General features: G+C 71.2%; 17 protein-coding genes. 13 read left to right on the top strand and 4 right to left on the bottom strand.

What is annotated here, in order from left to right; genetic code table 11:
- Window positions 1-14: 14 nt before the first annotated feature.
- A complete protein-coding gene (locus GSF22_RS15635) occupies window positions 15-2927 on the top strand; it encodes a helix-turn-helix transcriptional regulator (RefSeq protein WP_208814313.1) in 2913 nt (970 codons plus the stop codon).
- Between the two features lie 12 nt (window positions 2928-2939).
- On the opposite strand, the gene GSF22_RS34775 is transcribed toward GSF22_RS15635, so the two are convergent.
- Together GSF22_RS34775 and GSF22_RS35985 are read right to left on the bottom strand one after the other, a co-directional pair.
- Window positions 2940-3308: a transposase gene (locus GSF22_RS34775; RefSeq protein ID WP_244367480.1), complete on the bottom strand. Its 369-nt coding sequence runs from the start codon at window positions 3306-3308 to the stop codon at window positions 2940-2942.
- Window positions 3305-3634 (bottom strand): hypothetical protein, encoded by a 330-nt coding sequence (locus tag GSF22_RS35985; protein ID WP_368856901.1) that lies wholly within the window; start codon window positions 3632-3634, stop codon window positions 3305-3307. Before GSF22_RS35985 ends, GSF22_RS34775 begins: the two co-directional genes overlap by 4 nt.
- On the opposite strand from GSF22_RS35985, the gene GSF22_RS15645 reads away from it, so the two are divergent.
- On the top strand, window positions 3537-4226 hold the full coding sequence (locus GSF22_RS15645) for a restriction endonuclease (RefSeq protein ID WP_307804022.1): 690 nt from the start codon (window positions 3537-3539) through the stop codon (window positions 4224-4226). The genes GSF22_RS35985 and GSF22_RS15645 overlap by 98 nt on opposite strands.
- A gap of 13 nt (window positions 4227-4239) precedes the next feature.
- Here the strand turns inward: GSF22_RS15645 and GSF22_RS15650 are convergent, their stop codons facing one another.
- The gene (locus GSF22_RS15650) at window positions 4240-5484 is read right to left on the bottom strand and encodes a cation:proton antiporter (protein WP_208814315.1); all 1245 of its coding nucleotides are present in this window, start codon (window positions 5482-5484) and stop codon (window positions 4240-4242) included.
- Window positions 5485-5644: 160 nt separating this feature from the next.
- On the opposite strand from GSF22_RS15650, the gene aroC reads away from it, so the two are divergent.
- The 6 genes from aroC to nusB all read left to right on the top strand — a co-directional run bounded on the left by aroC (window position 5645) and on the right by nusB (window position 10148).
- Complete coding sequence (aroC, locus tag GSF22_RS15655) at window positions 5645-6823, top strand: chorismate synthase (protein ID WP_208814316.1); 1179 nt, start codon at window positions 5645-5647, stop codon at window positions 6821-6823.
- 16 nt (window positions 6824-6839) lie between these two features.
- Window positions 6840-7346, top strand: a complete 507-nt coding sequence (locus GSF22_RS15660; RefSeq protein ID WP_208814317.1) for a shikimate kinase — start codon at window positions 6840-6842, stop codon at window positions 7344-7346.
- 230 nt (window positions 7347-7576) lie between these two features.
- Window positions 7577-8656, top strand: a complete 1080-nt coding sequence (aroB, locus tag GSF22_RS15665; RefSeq protein ID WP_208814318.1) for a 3-dehydroquinate synthase — start codon at window positions 7577-7579, stop codon at window positions 8654-8656.
- Window positions 8653-9090: a type II 3-dehydroquinate dehydratase gene (gene aroQ, locus GSF22_RS15670; protein ID WP_208814319.1), complete on the top strand. Its 438-nt coding sequence runs from the start codon at window positions 8653-8655 to the stop codon at window positions 9088-9090. Before aroB ends, aroQ begins: the two co-directional genes overlap by 4 nt.
- 66 nt (window positions 9091-9156) lie before the next feature.
- On the top strand, window positions 9157-9714 hold the full coding sequence (efp, locus tag GSF22_RS15675) for an elongation factor P (RefSeq protein ID WP_208814320.1): 558 nt from the start codon (window positions 9157-9159) through the stop codon (window positions 9712-9714).
- 23 nt (window positions 9715-9737) lie between these two features.
- Window positions 9738-10148 (top strand): transcription antitermination factor NusB, encoded by a 411-nt coding sequence (gene nusB / locus GSF22_RS15680; protein WP_208814327.1) that lies wholly within the window; start codon window positions 9738-9740, stop codon window positions 10146-10148.
- Between the two features lie 79 nt (window positions 10149-10227).
- Here the strand turns inward: nusB and bldD are convergent, their stop codons facing one another.
- Window positions 10228-10716 (bottom strand): transcriptional regulator BldD, encoded by a 489-nt coding sequence (gene bldD / locus GSF22_RS15685; RefSeq protein ID WP_208814321.1) that lies wholly within the window; start codon window positions 10714-10716, stop codon window positions 10228-10230.
- A 283-nt stretch (window positions 10717-10999) separates the two neighbouring features.
- Between bldD and pyrR the strand changes: the two genes are divergently transcribed.
- The 5 genes from pyrR (at window position 11000) to carB (ending at window position 18493) form a co-directional block, all read left to right on the top strand.
- Window positions 11000-11608, top strand: a complete 609-nt coding sequence (gene pyrR / locus GSF22_RS15690; protein ID WP_208814322.1) for a bifunctional pyr operon transcriptional regulator/uracil phosphoribosyltransferase PyrR — start codon at window positions 11000-11002, stop codon at window positions 11606-11608.
- Window positions 11605-12525 (top strand): aspartate carbamoyltransferase catalytic subunit, encoded by a 921-nt coding sequence (locus GSF22_RS15695; protein WP_208814323.1) that lies wholly within the window; start codon window positions 11605-11607, stop codon window positions 12523-12525. The genes pyrR and GSF22_RS15695 overlap by 4 nt, the downstream gene beginning before the upstream one ends.
- Window positions 12526-12528: 3 nt before the next feature.
- Complete coding sequence (locus tag GSF22_RS15700; RefSeq protein WP_208814324.1) at window positions 12529-13806, top strand: dihydroorotase; 1278 nt, start codon at window positions 12529-12531, stop codon at window positions 13804-13806.
- A gap of 165 nt (window positions 13807-13971) precedes the next feature.
- Window positions 13972-15147, top strand: a complete 1176-nt coding sequence (carA, locus tag GSF22_RS15705; RefSeq protein ID WP_208814325.1) for a glutamine-hydrolyzing carbamoyl-phosphate synthase small subunit — start codon at window positions 13972-13974, stop codon at window positions 15145-15147.
- The gene (gene carB, locus GSF22_RS15710; RefSeq protein WP_208814326.1) at window positions 15140-18493 is read left to right on the top strand and encodes a carbamoyl-phosphate synthase large subunit; all 3354 of its coding nucleotides are present in this window, start codon (window positions 15140-15142) and stop codon (window positions 18491-18493) included. Before carA ends, carB begins: the two co-directional genes overlap by 8 nt.
- Window positions 18494-18502 lie beyond the last annotated feature (9 nt).

Here is an 18502-nt window from a genome sequence, read left to right on the forward strand (position 1 = left end):
GAACGGGAGCAGACATGAGCGAGCACGACGCCGTACCGTCGGACCGGCCCACCCACACTGAGCCCCCGCTCGTCGGCAGGGCGGAACTCCTTGACTACATCGCGGCGCGTACGGCTGCCGGACGCCGAGTTCTGCTCACCGGTCCCAATGGCATAGGCAAGAGTGCACTGCTCGGGGCTCTCGCGGCCACCGCCCGTGAACGCGGCGAACGCGTCTTGCACCTCACCGCCTCCGAAAGCGACCGCTGGATGCCCTGCGCCGCCCTGGCAGATCTGCTCCGAGCCGTGCCCGAAACCCTGGTCCATCAACTGCCCGACACGCAACGCGCAGCCGTGGACGCGATCCAGCTGCGGGCGCACGGCGGTACCGCCCGCGATTCCGAACTACGGGCCGGACGCATTGCCCTCTGCGCGATCTTCGAACGGTACGCCGCCGATGGGCCGGCCCTCCTATTGTTCGACGACGCCCACTGGATCGACGCCGCCTCCACCGACGTCATCGGCTATGCCCTACGCCGCCTGGCCAGCCCCGTGCTCGCCGCTGTCGCCGTCGGTACCCCGGAGTCGAGGTTTCCGCCGGCCGCCGAGGAGATACCCGTACCCGCCCTCTCCGTTGGAGAGCTGACAGAGCTTCTCACGCCGTATGGGCTGCCCGCCCGCCTCGCCACCAAGGTGCACACCGACTCCGGCGGCAACCCGTTTCTGGCACTGGCGCTCGCCGGTGCGTTGACCGATCGGTCGTCGGGCGACATCCGTCCCGTGCAGCTTCCCCGTCCGCTTCGCACGGTGATCGCCGAACGGCTGCGGGCTCTGCCCAAGGAGGTCCGGCGCACGCTGCTGACCGCTGCCCTAGCCGTGCGCCCGACCGCTGATTTGCTGCGCCGCGCCGGCCACGACTGCGCGGACGACGAGATCACGACTGCCGTCGCGGCTGGACTGCTCGTGTGCAACGACCACGAGATCCACTTCACCCCACCCGCCGTCGCCAGCGTCGTCGCCCAGTCTGCAAGCGCCGCCGAACGGACCGAGGCCCATCGCGTGCTTGCCGCCGTCACCGACGCCGCCAGCCGGATCAGACACCGGACGCTGGCCTCGACCGACTCCGAAGCACGCCCGTCCCGTGGCCTGGCCGCCGCTGCGGAAGCCGCCCTACGGAGCGGAGCGCGCGCGCTGGCTGCCGAACTCTACCTACTAGCCGCCGACCGTACGCCTGTCGAGGCCAGCACGGAACGGTTCGAGTGGCTTGCCACCGCTGCCGAGGTGGGGGCGGCCGGCTCGCTGCCGGACCCGGTGTACCGGTCGGCAGAGGCGGTGCTGTCCGCTGACGCGCCCCGGGCCCATCGGGTACGGGTCCGCCTGGCGCTGGTGGACCTGGCCAGCCAGGCCCTCGCCGCGATGGAGGAGGTACTGGCGTGTGCGCTGGAAGATGCCGAAGGCGACCCGGCGCTCATGGCCCAAGTGCGATTGCGCCTCTCGTGGGCGCGGATGGTCTGCGGAGATTCCGAACTCTTCCGTAGCGAGGCGATCGCCGCTGCCACTCTCGCCCGGGTCGCTCAGGACCCGGCCACCGAGGCCATGGCCCTGACGATGCAGGCCCTCGCTGCCAGGGTCACTGCCCGACCTGCTGAGGCCGAGAAGGCATTGGCCGCCGCATTGGCCCTGCCCGGGACCCCGCCGCCCGGGTTGCTGCACATGGCGCCGCGCTTCCACGCCGCGCGGTTCGCGTTCTTCGACGACCGGCTCGTCGAGGCCCGCACCGATCTGCTGCGGATGCTCAGCCACGTCGAGCGAGGCAAGGGAGACGAACTGGTGGTGGTGCTGCGCAGCCTTTCGGAAGTAGCGGCCAGGATGGGCTGCTGCCGTGACGCGCTCGACTATGCCCACCGCGCGATGCGTGTTGCGCGAGAGTGTGGCACGAGCCCCGGTCCCACCTGGTACACCCGGGCGGTGGCTGAACTTGCAGGCGGCAGCCTCGCTCGCGCTGCTGCCCTTGCCGAGCGCGGCATCCGTGCCTCGAAGCAGGAGCACGACACCATCTATCTGGAACGTTCCCTGCACGCGCTCGGACAGGCACTGATCCGTTCAGGACGGACCGGGCGCGGCGTCCAAGTGCTACAACGCGTACGCAGCGGAGAGCGCGGCAGAGGGCTGTCTGCCCCGTTCGTCCTACGCTGGCACGGCGACCTGGCGTTGGGGCTGGCCAGCCTCGGTCGACCAGAGGAAGCCGAAAACGTCATTGCCGAGGCCCGGGCGGCCATGAAGAGGGAGGTTCCGGACGGATCCGGCGGGGCGGTTGCTGCCCAGCTGGCACGTGCTGAGGCCGTGGTGGCCACGGGCCGGGGCGACCCGAACGGCGCGCTCGCATTGCTGGACGCGGCGCAGCGGCGGCTCGCCGAACTTGGACAGCCACTGGAGGAGGGACACTGCCTGCTGGAGCGCAGTCACATCGAACGCAGACAGCGACGCTTTGCTGCGGCGCGGCGGACGGCCTCGCTGGCCTTGGAACTGTTCGCCGGGTGCGAGGCGCACCCCTGGGCTGAGCAGGCGGCGCGTGCATTGGCCCGCTGCGAGACCCTTAGCCGCAGCGCACGGCGTATCGACGGCTCAACCGCGAAAAGCCAACGGCCGTTCATGGCGCTGACAGCCACCGAGGAACAGATCGCCGTGCTGGTAGGCACGGGAGCCACCAACAGGGAAGTGGCGTCGCAGATGTTCATCAGCACCAAAACGGTCGAGGGGACGCTGACCCGTGTCTACCGCAAGTTGGGGGTACGGTCGCGTACCCAACTGTGCTCACTCCTGCAATCTATGCTCGGTGCGGACGGGACAGCGACCCGGACGGAGGAGTTGACGGTTGGTCGGTGGAACCCGCTGCCTGACGTGGGACCGACTCCAGCGAGCCGTGCAACACTGAGTGGGGGTCTATAAACAACTCCTTCGTCAAGCCTTGGGTGCGCAGCCGGCGCCTAGTGTCGCGTAATTGAGGTCGTTTACTTGGAAGACGATCCTGGGGTTGGCGTTGAGCCAGGCTTTCACCTCGTCGGTGGTGTGGGTGGACAGGTTGTCCACGACCACGTGCAGCTCACGGTTCGGGTAGGCAGCGGCGACGGTCTTCATGAAGGTCAGGAACTCGCTGCTGCGTCGTTTCGGGAAGCAGCGGGTGGCGACGTGTCCGGTGGCGGTGTCCAGGGCGGCGAACAGGTTCGTGATGCCGTGCCGGACGTAGTCGTGGGTGCGTTTCTCGCTGCGGTCGAAGTCAATCGGCAGCAGCCTGGGTCCGGTCGAGGGCCTGGATCTGCGTCTTCTCATCGACGCAGAGCACGACCGCCCCGTCGGGTGGGTTCAGGTACAGGCCGACGACGTTGACGACCTTGTCGGTGAACGCCGGATCGCGGGACAGTTTGAAGGTGCCGGACCGGTGCGGCCGCAGACCGTGGGTACGCCACAGGTCGGCGATGAAGTTGTGCGACACCCGGAATGTTCTCGTGCCTGGCCAGGTACGCGGCCATCTCCCAGCTCGACCAGTGAGTCGACCAGGTGAACTGCGGTGGTGTCATCCGGGTCAGCGCGAGGACCCGCGCCCGCCCCGACCCGGGAATCTCGGTCGGCTTGCCCGGCCGGGGCCGGTCGGCCAGACCCGCCGCCCTTGCTGCGCTGCTGACGGTGGTCGCGGTCTGCGCGGTCGTCGAGTTCGTCCAGCGGCATCCGCTCTGGTCGGCGCTCATCGGCCTGGTCCTGCTGGCCGGTGCCGTGGCGGCGGTCCGGTTCGTCCGTCGTGAGCAGGCCGGCCGGGCCGCCGAGCAGGCTGCCCGGGACCGCCTGATCGGCGGCACCGACGCGATAACCGGCATCGAGTTCGAGCACTGGTTCGGCCGGCTGCTGACGGCGTCCGGCTGCACCGGCGTGACGGTCTGCGGCGGGGCCGGCGACCGGGGCGCGGACATCGTCGGCACCGCGCCGGACGGGCGCCGGGTCGTGGTGCAGTGCAAGCGGCGCAGCCCCGGCAACCGGGTCGGCAGCGCGGAGATCCAGCGGTTCGCCGGCACCTGTCACAACGTCCACGGCGGCGACATCTGCCTGCTGGTGACCAACGGGTCGTTCACCGACGGGGACGGGGCGCTGCTGGCCCGGCAGCTCGACATCCTGCTGGTCGACCGGGCGGCCCTGGAGACCTGGGCGTACACCGGCAGGCCGCCGCTCGCCCTCGCCGGCCGTTGGCAGGTGTGAGCACGGCTGCCGGTCACGGTCGACGGTGCTGGTTCCGGTCCGGGGTCCGGCGGGCACGGCGGTCGTGCGACGCCTGGCGCAGCTTCTCGTACCAGGCGGGCGTGGTCGCCGGGTCGAAGATCCGGGCCACCACGACATCGGTCGACGAGTGCGCGACGATCGACAGCACGATGGTCAACGCGACCAGGTGGAAGATCTCGTCGCCCGCCGGGATGCCGGCCTGGAGCACCAGCAGGCCGTAGACCACCGAGGCGAAGCCCTTCGGGCCGAACCACATGGCGGCGAACTGCTCGGCCCGGCTCAGGTGCGCACCGAGGAACGACACGGCCAACGCCAACGGTCGGGCCACCACGATGGCCAGTACCGCGAAGACCCAGCCCGGCCAGGAGATCTCGCCGAGGAACCCGATCGAGATGAGCGCGCCGAAGACCAGCAGCGCGGCCAGCTTGAACAGCTCGGCGATCAGCTCGCCGAAGTGCGCGAACGCCTCCCGCTGCCGCTCACCGAAGGTGGCCACGGTGATGCCGGCGGCGAACGCGGCGAGGAACAGGTTGGCGTGGGTGACCGTGCCCAGGGCCAGCACCAGCAACCCGATCGCCAGCGCGTTGAGCGGCTCGTACTGCGTCGAGGCCGAGAAGAAGCGCAGCTTCTCCAACCGCAGCGCCAGCCACGGTACGGCCACCCCGATCACCACGCCGAGCAGCAGTTCGGTACCCAGCTCGGTCAGGTGCAGGTCGTCGGAGCCGGCGGCGACGGCCAGGAAGAGGATCACGAACGGCAGGGCCAACCCGTCGTTGATGCCGGACTCGACGTTGAGCAGGTGCCGCAGCCGGCCGGGTACCCGCTCGTTGCCGACCAGCGCCGAGGCGAAGACCGGGTCGGTGGGGGCGAGGACGGCGCCGATCAGCAGGGCCTCCGGCCAGTCCAGCCCGACCAGGTAGTGCGCCAGCAGGGCGGTGATCACCAGGGTCAGCGGCAGACCCCAGCCCAGCGCCCGGCCGGGCAGCCGCCAGGCCGACCGCAGGTCCGCCCAGCCCAGCCGCATGCCGTCGGTGAAGAGCACGGTGAACAGGGCCAACTCGGCCAGGGTTGCCACGATCGGCGAGTCGGCGGTGATGTCCAGCACCCCGGTGGTCTCCGGGCCGAGCAGAAAACCGGCGACCAGGAACAGCACCGCGGTGGAGAGGATGGTGCGGTGCGCGAGGCTGGACACGAGCACGGCCAGCAGCAGGACCGCCGCGAATGCGAAGAGCAGCACCGGAACTCCCGGGATCAGGGGTCGACAAAGCCTCTGCCGACCAGACTTCCCGGCGCGCCGAGCTGATCATAGAGGTTCGCGCACGTGGCGCCCTGTCCGCTGGCTAGGACGGTACGGGCACCGCGCGGCCGGCACGGGTGGTCATGACAAACTGACCGCTGTGTTGCGCTGGCTGACTGCAGGTGAATCCCATGGTCCCGCCCTTGTCGCACTCCTGGACGGAGTGCCGGCCGGAGTCGAGGTGACCAGCGAGGAGATCGTCCTCGAACTGGCCCGCCGCCGGCTCGGCTACGGCCGGGGCGCCCGGATGGCGTTCGAGCGGGACGAGGTCGAGGTCATCGGCGGCCTGCGGCACGGGCGCACCCTGGGCAGCCCGGTGGCGATCCGGGTCGGCAACTCGGAGTGGCCGAAGTGGCAGACCGTGATGGCCGCCGACCCGGTGGACCCGGAGGAGTTGGCCCGGCAGGCCCGCAACGCGCCGCTGACCCGGCCCCGGCCGGGCCACGCCGACCTGGCCGGCATGCAGAAGTACGGCCACCCCGACGCCCGGCCGATCCTGGAGCGGGCCAGCGCGCGGGAGACCGCCGCCCGGGTGGCCGTGGGCACGGTGGCCAAGGCGCTGATCCGGCAGACCACCGGCATCGAGATCGTCTCGCACGTGGTGGAGCTGGGCCCGGTGGCCGCGCAGCCGGGGCTGCGTCCGCAGCCCGCCGACGCGGTGCGGATCGACGCCGACCCGATGCGCTGCCTGGACGCCGAGGCCAGTGCCCGGATGGTCGCCGAGGTCGACGCGGCGAAGAAGGACGCGGACACCCTCGGGGGAGTGGTCGAGGTGCTCGCCTACGGTCTGCCCCCGGGGCTGGGCAGCCACGTGCAGTGGGACCGCAAGCTGGACGCCCGGCTGGCCACCGCACTGATGTCGATCCAGGCGATCAAGGGTGTGGAGATCGGCGACGGCTGGTACCAGGCCCGGTCCCGGGGTTCGGTCGCGCACGACGAGATCGCGCCCACCCCGGAGGGCGTCCGGCGGCTCACCGACCGGGCCGGCGGCCTGGAGGGGGGCATCACCACGGGGGAACCGCTGCGGGTACGCGCCGCGATGAAGCCGATCTCCTCGCTGAACCGGGCGCTGGGCACGGTCGACGTGACCACCGGTGAGCCGGCCACCGCGATCAACCAGCGTTCGGACGTCTGCGCGGTACCGGCGGCGGCGGTGGTCGCCGAGGCGATGGTGGCGCTGGTGCTGGCCGAGGCGGTGACCGAGAAGTTCGGTGGCGACTCGGTCACCGAGATCCGCCGCAACGTCGCTGGCTACCTCGACAACCTGCTGATCCGATGACCGCGCGGGTGATCCGATGACGAAGCCGGTCTGCGTGCTGGTGGGTGCCCCGGGTTCCGGGAAGACCACCGTCGGGGAGTTGCTCGCCGGGGCGCTGGGGGTGGGCTTCCGGGACACCGACCACGACATCGAGGCGATGGCGGGCAAACCCATCCCGGAGATCTTCGTGGACGAGGGCGAGGCGCACTTCCGTACCCTCGAACGGGCGGCGGTGGCGGCGGCGCTGGCCTCCCACCCGGGGGTGCTCGCCCTCGGCGGCGGTGCGGTGCTCGCCGAGGAGAACCGGGCCGCGCTGGTCGGCCACACCGTGGTGTACCTGTCGGTGGAGCTGACCGACGCGGTGAAGCGGGTCGGGCTGGGCGCGGGTCGACCGCTGCTGGCGATCAACCCACGGGCCACCCTGAAGTACCTGCTCGACCAGCGTCGACCGCTCTACGCCGAGGTGGCCACCGCGACGGTGGTCACCGACGGGCGCGAGCCGGACGACGTGGTCGCCGAGATCGTCGCCCTGCTCCGGGGCTGATCGGTCGACCCGCCGACAGGTGTTTCCTCCGGCCGGGTCGTTTCCGCTGTTCGTCCGGCGGGGGCATACCCGGCCGGCCGCTTTGCTCTGCTTCAGCGGAGGAAACAGTTTCCGGTCCACGGTGTTGCCGGGAGTGAAGCAGAGCAAAGCGGGTCGGGGGGACATCGGGAGGACGTCGTACGTGGGACGGAGCCCGGATGGCCGGGCGATGCGGGCTAGGCTCACTGCCGATGGACGAGGTGACCCGGATTCCGGTCGGCGGCGAACGGCCGTACGACGTACTCGTCGGGCGTGACCTGCTCGACTCCCTGCCCACACTGCTGACCGGGGCGACCCGGGCCGCCGTGCTGCACGCGCCCCCGCTGCGGGAGCTGGCCGACGGTATCGCCGGGCGGCTCGGCGCGGCCGGCACCGAGCCGCTGCTGATCGAGGTACCCGACGCCGAGGCCGGCAAGCAGATCGACGTGGCGGCGCACTGCTGGGACCGGCTCGGCGCGGCCGGCTTCACCCGTACCGACGTGGTGGTCGGGGTGGGCGGCGGTGCCGTCACCGACCTGGCCGGGTTCGTGGCGGCCTGCTGGCTGCGCGGGGTGCGCTGGGTGCCGGTGTCCACCTCGCTGCTCGGCATGGTCGACGCGGCGGTGGGCGGCAAGACCGGCATCAACACCGCCGCCGGCAAGAACCTGGTCGGCGCGTTCCACCCGCCGGCGGGCGTGCTGGCCGACCTGGCGACCCTGGACAGTCTGCCCCCGGTCGACCTGGCCGCCGGGCTGGCCGAGGTGGTCAAGTGCGGGTTCATCGCCGACCCGGTGATCCTCGACCTGGTCGAGTCCGACCCGGTGGCGGCGGCCGACCCCACCTCACCGGTGGTCCGCGAGCTGATCGAACGGGCGGTCCGGGTCAAGGCCGACGTGGTCTCCGGTGACCTGCGCGAATCCGGGCTGCGGGAGATCCTCAACTACGGCCACACGCTGGCCCACGCGATCGAGAAGGTCGAGGGGTACCGGTGGCGGCACGGCCACGCGGTGAGCGTCGGCACGGTCTACGCCGGGGCGCTGGGCCGGCTCTCCGGCCGGCTGGACGCGGCCACCGCCGCCCGGCACCGTACCGTGCTGGCGGCCCTCGGGCTGCCCACCTCGTACCGGGCCGACGCCTGGCCGGACCTGCTGGCCGCGATGCGGGTGGACAAGAAGACCCGGGGCGACCGGCTGCGGTTCGTGGTGCTGGACGGGCTGGCCCGGCCGGGCATCCTCGACGGGCCGGACGACGCGCTGCTGCACGCCGCCTACCAGGAGGTGGTCGGCCGATGAGGAAGGTGTACGTCCTCAACGGGGTGAACCTGGGCCGGCTCGGCACCCGGCAGGTCGACGTGTACGGCGTGACCAGCTACGCGGACCTGGTGACGCGCTGCGAGTCCACCGGGCGGGAGTTGGGGTTGGACGTCACCGTCCGGCAGACCGACGCCGAACACGAACTGGTCGGCTGGCTGCACGACGCCGCCGACGAGCAGGCGGCGGTGGTCCTCAACCCGGGTGCCTGGTCGCACTACTCGTACGCGGTCCGGGACGCCTGTGCCATGCTACGCGCCCCGCTGGTCGAGGTGCACATCTCCAACATCCACGCCCGGGAGTCGTTCCGGCACCACTCGGTGGTCTCCGCGGTGGCCACCGGGGTGATCTGCGGGCTGGGCGTGGACGGCTACCGGCTCGCCCTGCACCACGTCGCGGCCCTCGCCAGCGCCTGACAGCGGGGATCGGGCGAGCTAGTAGACTTGCCAGGTCTGTCCGCCAATTGAAGATCAAGGCAGGAAATGGCCACCACCAACGACCTCAAGAACGGCCTGGTGCTCAACCTCGACGGCGAGCTGTGGGCCGTCGTGGAGTTCCAGCACGTCAAGCCCGGCAAGGGCGGCGCGTTCGTGCGCACCACGCTGAAGAACGTGCTCTCCGGCAAGGTCGTCGACAAGACCTTCAACGCGGGGACCAAGGTCGACACCGCCACCGTCGACAAGCGCACCATGCAGTACCTCTACGCCGACGGCGAGGACTTCGTCTTCATGGACCTGGAGACGTTCGACCAGATCACCGTGCCCGGTGGCACGGTCGGCGAGGCCGCCAACTACCTCCTCCCGGAGGCCGAGGCGATCGTGGCCACCCACGAGGGGGTGCCGCTCTACATCGAGCTGCCGACCAGCGTGGTGCTGGAGGTCACGTACACCGAGCCGGGTCTGCAGGGCGACCGGTCGACCGGTGGCACCAAGCCGGCGACGGTCGAGACCGGCGCCACCGTTCCGGTGCCGCTCTTCATCACCACCGGTGAGAAGATCAAGGTCGACACCCGCGACGGCCGTTACCTCGGCCGAGCCTGATGGCCGAGGGTCCCAAGCAGCAGATGCCGGCGCGCCGCAAGGCGCGTAAGCGGGCACTGGACGTCCTCTACGAGGCCGACCTGCGGGACCGGCCCCCGGTCGAGGTGCTCGCCAGTTACCTGGACCGCATCGAGCGGCCCCGGCCGGAGCACCTCGGCTACACGGTCAGCCTGGTCGAGGGGGTGGCGGCCCACCTGTCCCGGATCGACGAGGTGATTGCCAGCTACACCGAGGGCTGGACGCTGGACCGGATGCCGGTGGTGGACCGCAACCTGGCCCGGATCGCCGTCTACGAACTGCTCTACGTCGACGAGATCGACGACGCGGTGGCGATCACCGAGGCGGTCGAGTTGGCCCGGCAGATGTCGACCGACGACTCCCCGCGCTTCCTCAACGGGGTGCTCGGCCGGATCGCCGAGTACGCCACCCGCTGACCGCGACGACATCGAAGGGGCCCGTGCCGGATGGCGCGGGCCCCTTCGCGTGGTCCGCCCGGTGGGCGGCCGGTCGACCTCAGGAGGCGAAGAACGCCCGGGGGTCGGCGACCAGCACGCCGTGCTCGGTGAGCCGCTCGATCAGGCCCGAGGGGGAGGCGTCGTAGACGATCGCGAGCGCCCGCAGGTCGTCGGCGCGGATGGAGAGCACCCGACCGTTGTAGTCACCCCGCTGCTGCTGGATGGCCTTGGCGTAGCGGGCGACGTAGGCCAGCTCCTCGGAACCGTCGTCGTACAGCCGCTCCAGGTCCAGGACGATCTTGTTGGTGGGCTCGTGCCGCACCCCGCTGCCGTCGGGCAGCAGCTCCGAGACGGGTACGCGGTAGAAGTCGGCCAGTTCCGCCAGGCGGGAGACGGTGACGGCACGGTCGCCGCGCTCGTACGAGCCGACCACGACCGCCTTCCACCGCCCGTTCGACTTCTCCTCCACCCCTTGCAGGGAGAGCCCCTGCTGCTGGCGGATGGAACGCAGGCGGGCGCCCAGCGACTTGGCGTATTCAGAGGGCATTCGGACACTCCCAGTGCTGCTCGGGGTTCTCGCAGGTATCGCTACGGAGCGTGACGGTACGGGGATTGCGACACGTGGTCAAGTGTTCATGACCCACCTGTCCGGAAGAACATGGAAAGTTATCCGCTTTCCTCCGTACCTGACCCGGTGATCAGTGACCCGCCGCAGCAGGTGCTCTGACCACTGGTAACGTGGCTGGGAGCCCCGATCGGCACCGGTCCGGTCCGATCGCATCCGACGTCCTTTAACGACCCGTCCCGTGAGGCGGGGAAGGAGGTCCGCCGTGGCCTACCCGCAGGCCGCCCAACCACCGGTGCCGTCCGGCACCGCCGACCAGGTGGCCCAGCCACCGTCCGTGAAGGTGATCCTGACCAGCGCTGACGTACAGCGCGTGGTGGACCGGATCGCGCACCAGATCCTGGAGAAGACCCAGGGCGCCGCGGACACCGTCCTGCTCGGCATCCCGACCCGGGGCGCGCCGCTGGCCCGCCGGCTCGCCGACCGGATCAACGCCTTCGAAACGGTCGACGTACCGGTGGGTGTGCTGGACATCACGCTCTACCGCGACGACCTCCGCCGGCACGCGACCCGCAAGGTCGGCCCGACCCAGGTGCCGCCGGGCGGCATCGACGGCAAGCGGATCGTCCTCGTCGACGACGTGCTCTTCTCCGGCCGGACCATCCGGGCCGCCCTGGACGCGCTGAGCGACCTCGGCCGGCCCAGTTCGGTGCAGCTCGCCGTCCTGGTCGACCGGGGTCACCGGCAGCTGCCGATCCGGGCCGACTACGTGGGCAAGAACATCCCGACTGCGCTGTCGGAGAACGTCCGGGTGACGCTGGCCGAGACCGACGGCCTCGACGAGGTACGGCTCTTCGGGGGGATCAACCAGTGATCAGGCACCTGCTCTCCGCCGCCGACCTCGACGCGGACACCGCCACCCTGATCCTCGACACCGCCGCCGAGATGGCCACCGTGGCGGGCCGGGAGGTCAAGAAGCTGCCCGCCCTGCGGGGCCGGACCGTGGTCAACCTCTTCTACGAGGACTCCACCCGGACCCGCATCTCGTTCGAGGCGGCGGCGAAGCGGCTCTCCGCCGACGTGATCAACTTTTCGGCCAAGGGCTCCAGCGTGGCCAAGGGCGAGAGCCTGAAGGACACCGCGCTGACCCTCCAGGCGATGGGAGCCGACGCGGTGGTGGTCCGCCACCCCGCCTCCGGCGCCCCGCACCGACTGGCCGACTGGGTCGACGGGTCGGTGGTCAACGCCGGGGACGGCACCCACGAGCACCCCACCCAGGCGCTGCTCGACGCGTACACGATGCGGTCCCGGCTGGGCCGGCTCGCCGGGCTCTCCGTGGCGATCGTCGGGGACGTCCTGCACAGCCGGGTCGCCCGGTCCAACGTCCTGCTGCTGTCCACCCTCGGGGCGAAGGTCACCCTGGTCGGCCCGCCGACCCTGATCCCGGTCGACATCCCGGCCGCGCTGGCCCCGGGTACCCAGGTCTCCTACGACCTGGACGCGGTGCTGCCCGACGCCGACGTGGTGATGATGCTGCGGGTACAGCGGGAACGGATGGGGGACTCCTACTTCCCGTCGGCCCGCGAGTACGCCCGCCGCTACGGCCTGGACGCGCCCCGGATGCGCCGGCTGGCCGAACACGCCATCGTCATGCACCCCGGCCCGATGAACCGGGGCATGGAGATCTCCCCGGAGGTCGCCGACTCGCCCCGCTCCACGATCGTCGAACAGGTCACCAACGGGGTCTCCGTCCGGATGGCCGTCCTCTACCTGCTCCTCGGGGGGAAGTAACCCGTGCCCACGTACCTCATCAAGGGGGCCAGCGTCGTCGGCGCCGCCCCGACCGACCTGCTCGTCCGCGACGGTGTGGTGGTCGAGACCGGCCGTGGCCTCGACGCCGCCGGCGCGGTGACCGTCGACGCGGACGGCCTGGTCGCGCTGCCCGGCCTGGTCGACCTGCACACCCACCTGCGCGAGCCGGGCCGGGAGGACGCCGAGACCGTCGAGTCCGGGTCCCGGGCCGCCGCGCTCGGCGGCTACACCGCCGTCTTCGCGATGGCGAACACCTCCCCGGTCGCCGACACCGCCGGTGTGGTCGAACAGGTCTGGCGGCTCGGCCGGGAGGCCGGGCTGGTCGACGTGCAGCCGATCGGGGCGGTCACCGTCGGGCTGGCCGGCGAGCACCTGGCCGAGCTGGGTGCGATGGCCAGCTCCGCCGCCGGGGTGCGGATCTTCTCCGACGACGGCTTCTGCGTCGCCGACCCCCGGCTGATGCGCCGCGCCCTGGAGTACGTCAAGGCGTTCGACGGGATCATCGCCCAGCACGCCGAGGAGCCCCGGCTGACCGAGGGCGCCCAGATGCACGAGGGCGAGATCTCCACCCGGCTCGGGCTGACCGGCTGGCCGGCGGTCGCCGAGGAGGCGATCATCGCCCGGGACGTGCTGCTCACCGAGCACGTCGGCAGCCGGCTGCACGTCTGCCACGTCTCCACGGCGGGCAGCGTCGAGGTGCTGCGCCAGGCCAAGGCCCGGGGGATCCGGGTCACCGCCGAGGTGACCCCGCACCACCTGCTGCTGACCGACGAGCGGGCGGTCAGCTACGACCCGGTCTTCAAGGTCAACCCGCCGCTGCGTACCGCCGCCGACGTCACCGCCCTGCGCGCCGCCCTGGTCGAGGGCGTGATCGACGTCGTCGCCACCGACCACGCGCCGCACGGGGTGGAGGACAAGGAGTGCGAGTGGGCGTACGCCCGGCCCGGCATGCTGGGACTGGAGACCGCGCTGTCGATCGTGCTCGACGTACTCGGCCCGCAGTGGGACCTGATCGCCGAGCGGATGTCCCGCAGCCCGGCCCGGATCGCCGGACTCGCCGGGCACGGTGTCGACCCGGCACCGGGCGTCCCGGCGAACCTGACCCTGGTCGACCCGACCGCCCGGCGCACCGTCGAGCCGGCGGAACTGGCCAGCCGCAGTCGCAACACCCCGTACGCGGGGATGACGTTGCCCGGCCGGGTGGTCGCCACCTTCCTGCGCGGCGAACCGACCGTCCTGGACGGCAAGGCGGTCCGGTGAGGGGTTCGGTGTGGTGGAGCCCCGTGCTCGGCGGGCGGAGATCTGAACTGGTCGGCGCGAGGAACGCAGCGCAGCGGAGTCCCGCGGTCGTGAACGGAAAGGTGACGCGGTGAGCGCGAGGAACGAGCTTGCGAGTCCCGCAGCCGCGAACGGAAAGGTGACTCAGTGAGCAGGCGCAGATCCGCGATCCTCGTCCTGGAGGACGGGCGGACGTTCCACGGCGAGGCGTACGGCAGTGTCGGGGAGACCTTCGGCGAGGCCGTGTTCAACACCGGCATGACCGGTTACCAGGAGACCCTGACCGACCCGTCCTACCACCGCCAGGTGGTGGTGCAGACCGCGCCGCACATCGGCAACACCGGGGTCAACGGGGAGGACGACGAGTCCGGTCGGATCTGGGTGGCCGGGTACGTGGTCCGCGACCCGGCCCGGATCGGCTCGAACTGGCGGTCCTCCGGAGGGCTGGAGGACCGGCTGGCCGCCGAGGGGGTGGTCGGGATCAGCGGGGTCGACACCCGGGCGCTGACCCGGCACCTGCGGGAGCGGGGCGCCATGCGGGTCGGGGTGTCCAGTCTGGACGACGACCCCCGGGCCCTGCTGGCCCGGGTCCGCCAGTCCCCGCCGATGGTGGGGGCGGACCTGTCCGCCGAGGTGACCACCGACAAGCCGTACGTGGTCGAGGCGGAGGGGGAGCACCGGTACACGGTGGCCGCCCTGGACCTGGGCATCAAGCGCAACGTGCCGCGCCGGCTGGCCGCGCGCGGGGTGACCACGCACGTGCTGCCCGCGTCGTCGACCATCGAGGAACTGCTCGCCACCGGCGCGGACGCGGTCTTCTTCTCACCCGGCCCGGGTGACCCGGCCACCGCCGCGCACCCGGTGGCGCTGGCCACCGAGGTGCTGCGCCGCCGGATCCCGCTGTTCGGCATCTGCTTCGGCAGTCAGATCCTCGGCCGGGCGCTCGGCTTCGGCACCTACAAGCTCGGGTACGGCCACCGGGGCGTCAACCAGCCGGTCCTGGACCGGGCCACCGGCAAGGTCGAGGTGACCAGCCACAACCACGGCTTCGCGGTCGCCTGGCCGGGTACCGAGCCGGGTGCGGTGGTGCCGGACCAGGTCGTCCAGACCGACTTCGGCGGCGTCCAGGTCAGTCATGTCTGCCTCAACGACAACGTGGTCGAGGGGCTGCGGGCACTGGACGTGCCCGCGTTCACCGTGCAGTACCACCCGGAGGCGGCAGCCGGCCCGCACGACGCGGACTACCTGTTCGACCGCTTCGCGGAGTTGATCGAGGGCGCTGACGGCACCGACCGTGAGCGGAGTGAGGGTAAGAATGCCTAAGCGGACCGATCTGAAGCATGTCATGGTGATCGGCTCCGGGCCGATCGTCATCGGCCAGGCCTGCGAGTTCGACTACTCCGGCACCCAGGCGTGCCGGGTGCTGCGCGGCGAGGGACTGCGGGTCAGCCTGGTCAACTCCAACCCGGCGACGATCATGACCGACCCGGAGTTCGCCGACGCCACCTACGTCGAGCCGATCACCCCCGAGTTCGTCGAGCTGGTCATCGCGAAGGAACGGCCGGACGCCCTGCTGCCCACCCTGGGCGGGCAGACCGCGCTGAACACCGCCGTCGCCCTCTACGAGGCGGGCGTGCTCGACAAGTACGGCGTCGAGCTGATCGGCGCGAACATCGACGCGATCCGGCGTGGCGAGGACCGGCAGCTGTTCAAGGAGATCGTGGCCAAGGCCGGGGTCCGGGCCGGATTCGACGACCCGGCGACCCTGGTGCCCCGGTCCCGGGTCTGCCACTCGATGGACGAGGTGCACGCCACGGTCGCCGAGCTGGGTCTGCCGGTGGTGATCCGCCCGTCGTTCACCATGGGTGGGCTGGGTTCCGGGATGGCGCACACCACCGAGGACCTGGAGCGGATCGCCGGCAGCGGCCTGGCCGCCAGCCCGGTGCACGAGGTGCTGATCGAGGAGAGCGTGCTCGGCTGGAAGGAGTACGAGCTCGAACTCATGCGGGACCGCAACGACAACGTCGTGGTGGTCTGCTCGATCGAGAACCTCGACCCGATGGGCGTGCACACCGGCGACAGCGTCACCGTGGCGCCGGCGATGACCCTCACCGACCGGGAGTACCAGCGGCTGCGCGACCTGGGCATCGCGGTGCTGCGCGAGGTCGGCGTGGACACCGGTGGCTGCAACATCCAGTTCGCGATCAACCCGGCCGACGGCCGGCTGGTGGTCATCGAGATGAACCCCCGGGTGTCCCGCTCCTCGGCCCTGGCGTCGAAGGCGACCGGCTTCCCGATCGCCAAGATCGCCGCGAAGTTGGCCATCGGCTACACCCTGGACGAGATCCCCAACGACATCACCCTCGCCACCCCGGCCGCGTTCGAGCCGACCCTGGACTACGTGGTGGTGAAGATCCCCCGGTTCGCGTTCGAGAAGTTCCCCGGCGCGGACCCGGAGCTGACCACCACGATGAAGTCGGTGGGCGAGGCGATGAGCCTGGGCCGGAACTTCACCGAGGCGCTGAACAAGGCGATGCGCTCGATGGAGACCAAGGCCGCCGGGTTCTGGACCCAGCCGGACCCGGCCGGGGCCACCCTGGAGAACACCCTCGAAGCGCTGCGGGTACCGCACGACGGCCGGCTCTACACCGTCGAGCGGGCGCTGCGGCTGGGTGCCACGATCGGTCAGGTCCACGACGCCTCCGGCGGGATCGACCCGTGGTTCCTGGACCAGATCGTCGCCCTGGTGGAGCTGCGCTCCGAGATCATCTCGGCGGCCGTGCTCGACGCCGACCTGCTGCGTCGGGCCAAGCGGGCCGGGCTGTCGGACCGCCAGTTGGCGGCGCTGCGCCCGGAGCTGGCGGCCGAGGACGGGGTGCGTACCCTGCGGCACCGGCTCGGGGTCCGGCCGGTCTACAAGACGGTGGACACCTGTGCCGCCGAGTTCGCCGCGAAGACGCCGTACCACTACTCGTCGTACGACGAGGAGACCGAGGTGACCGGCTCGGACCGGCCGAAGGTGCTGATCCTCGGCTCCGGGCCGAACCGGATCGGGCAGGGCATCGAGTTCGACTACTCCTGCGTGCACGCGGTGATGGCGTTGCGGGCGGCCGGGTACGAGACCGTCATGATCAACTGCAACCCGGAGACCGTCTCCACCGACTACGACACCGCCGACCGGCTCTACTTCGAGCCGTTGACCTTCGAGGACGTCCTGGAGGTCGTACACGCCGAGGACGCCTCGGGGAAGGCGGTCGGCGGGCCGGGCGTGGTCGGGGTGGTGGTGCAGCTCGGCGGGCAGACCCCGCTCGGACTGGCCCAACGGCTGAAGGACGCCGGGGTACCCATCGTCGGTACCTCCCCCGAGTCGATCAACCTGGCCGAGGACCGGGGCGCGTTCGGCGCGGTGCTGGGCCGGGCCGGCCTGCGCGCCCCGGCGCACGGCACCGCCACCTCGTACGACGAGGCGAAGGCGATCGCCGACGAGATCGGGTACCCGGTGCTGGTCCGACCGTCGTACGTGCTCGGCGGCCGGGGCATGGAGATCGTCTACGACGACGCGACCCTGCGGTCGTACATCGGTCGGGCCACCGACATCTCCCCGGACCACCCGGTGCTGGTCGACCGGTTCCTCGACGACGCCATCGAGATCGACGTGGACGCGCTCTGCGACGCCGACGGTGAGGTGTACCTCGGTGGCGTGATGGAACACATCGAGGAGGCCGGTATCCACTCCGGGGACTCCTCCTGCGCGCTGCCGCCGATCACCCTCGCCGGGTCGCACCTGGCCGAGGTGCGCCGGTACACCGAGGCGATCGCCCGGGGGGTCGGGGTGCGGGGTCTGCTGAACGTGCAGTACGCGCTCAAGGACGACGTGCTCTACGTGCTGGAGGCGAACCCGCGTGCCTCGCGTACCGTGCCGTTCGTCTCCAAGGCCACGGCGGTGCCGCTGGCCAAGGCGGCGGCCCGGATCGCGCTCGGCGCGACCGTCGCGGAGCTGCGGGCCGAGGGGCTGCTGCCGGCGGGCGGGGACGGCGGCTCGCTGCCGCCCGAGGCGCCGATCGCGGTGAAGGAGGCGGTGCTGCCGTTCAAGCGGTTCCGTACCCCCACCGGGGCCGGGGTGGACTCGCTGCTCGGGCCGGAGATGAAGTCCACCGGTGAGGTGATGGGCATCGACGTCTCCTTCGGGCACGCCTTCGCCAAGTCGCAGTCGGCCGCGTACGGGTCGCTGCCCACCGCCGGCAAGATCTTCGTGTCGGTGGCGAACCGGGACAAGCGCGGCATGATCTTCCCGATCAAGCGGCTGGCCGACCTGGGCTTCGAGATCGTCGCCACCGCCGGGACCGGTGAGGTGCTGCGCCGGTACGGCATCGCCTGCGAGCTGATCCGGAAGCACTACGAGTCGGGTGCCGGGGAGGACGCGGTCTCGCTGATCCTGGGCGGGGACGTCGCCCTGGTGATCAACACTCCGCAGGGTTCCGGGGCGAGTGCCCGTTCCGACGGGTACGAGATCCGCAGCGCGGCGGTGACCGCGGACATCCCGTGCATCACCACGGTCCCCGGTGCGGCTGCCGCGGTGATGGGCATCGAGGCGCGGATCCGGGGTGACATGACCGTCCGGCCGCTCCAGGAGTTGCACGCCGCGCTGCGGGCGGCGGCGGTCCGGTGACCCCACCCC

This window comes from Micromonospora echinofusca (assembly GCF_017614955.1).
GTDB classification, from domain to species: Bacteria; Actinomycetota; Actinomycetes; order Mycobacteriales; family Micromonosporaceae; genus Micromonospora; species Micromonospora echinofusca_A.

Bases quoted from the DNA above. Each gene is read 5' to 3' on its own strand.
- GSF22_RS15635 (WP_208814313.1), top strand. From the start codon at position 15: ATGAGCGAGCACGACGCCGTACCGTCGGACCGGCCCACCCACACTGAG.
- GSF22_RS34775 (WP_244367480.1), bottom strand. From the start codon at position 3,308: ATGAGAAGACGCAGATCCAGGCCCTCGACCGGACCCAGGCTGCTGCCG.
- GSF22_RS15660 (WP_208814317.1), top strand. From the start codon at position 6,840: ATGACGAAGCCGGTCTGCGTGCTGGTGGGTGCCCCGGGTTCCGGGAAG.
- aroB (WP_208814318.1), top strand. From the start codon at position 7,577: ATGGACGAGGTGACCCGGATTCCGGTCGGCGGCGAACGGCCGTACGAC.
- aroQ (WP_208814319.1), top strand. From the start codon at position 8,653: ATGAGGAAGGTGTACGTCCTCAACGGGGTGAACCTGGGCCGGCTCGGC.
- efp (WP_208814320.1), top strand. From the start codon at position 9,157: ATGGCCACCACCAACGACCTCAAGAACGGCCTGGTGCTCAACCTCGAC.
- nusB (WP_208814327.1), top strand. From the start codon at position 9,738: ATGCCGGCGCGCCGCAAGGCGCGTAAGCGGGCACTGGACGTCCTCTAC.
- bldD (WP_208814321.1), bottom strand. From the start codon at position 10,716: ATGCCCTCTGAATACGCCAAGTCGCTGGGCGCCCGCCTGCGTTCCATC.
- carB (WP_208814326.1), top strand. From the start codon at position 15,140: ATGCCTAAGCGGACCGATCTGAAGCATGTCATGGTGATCGGCTCCGGG.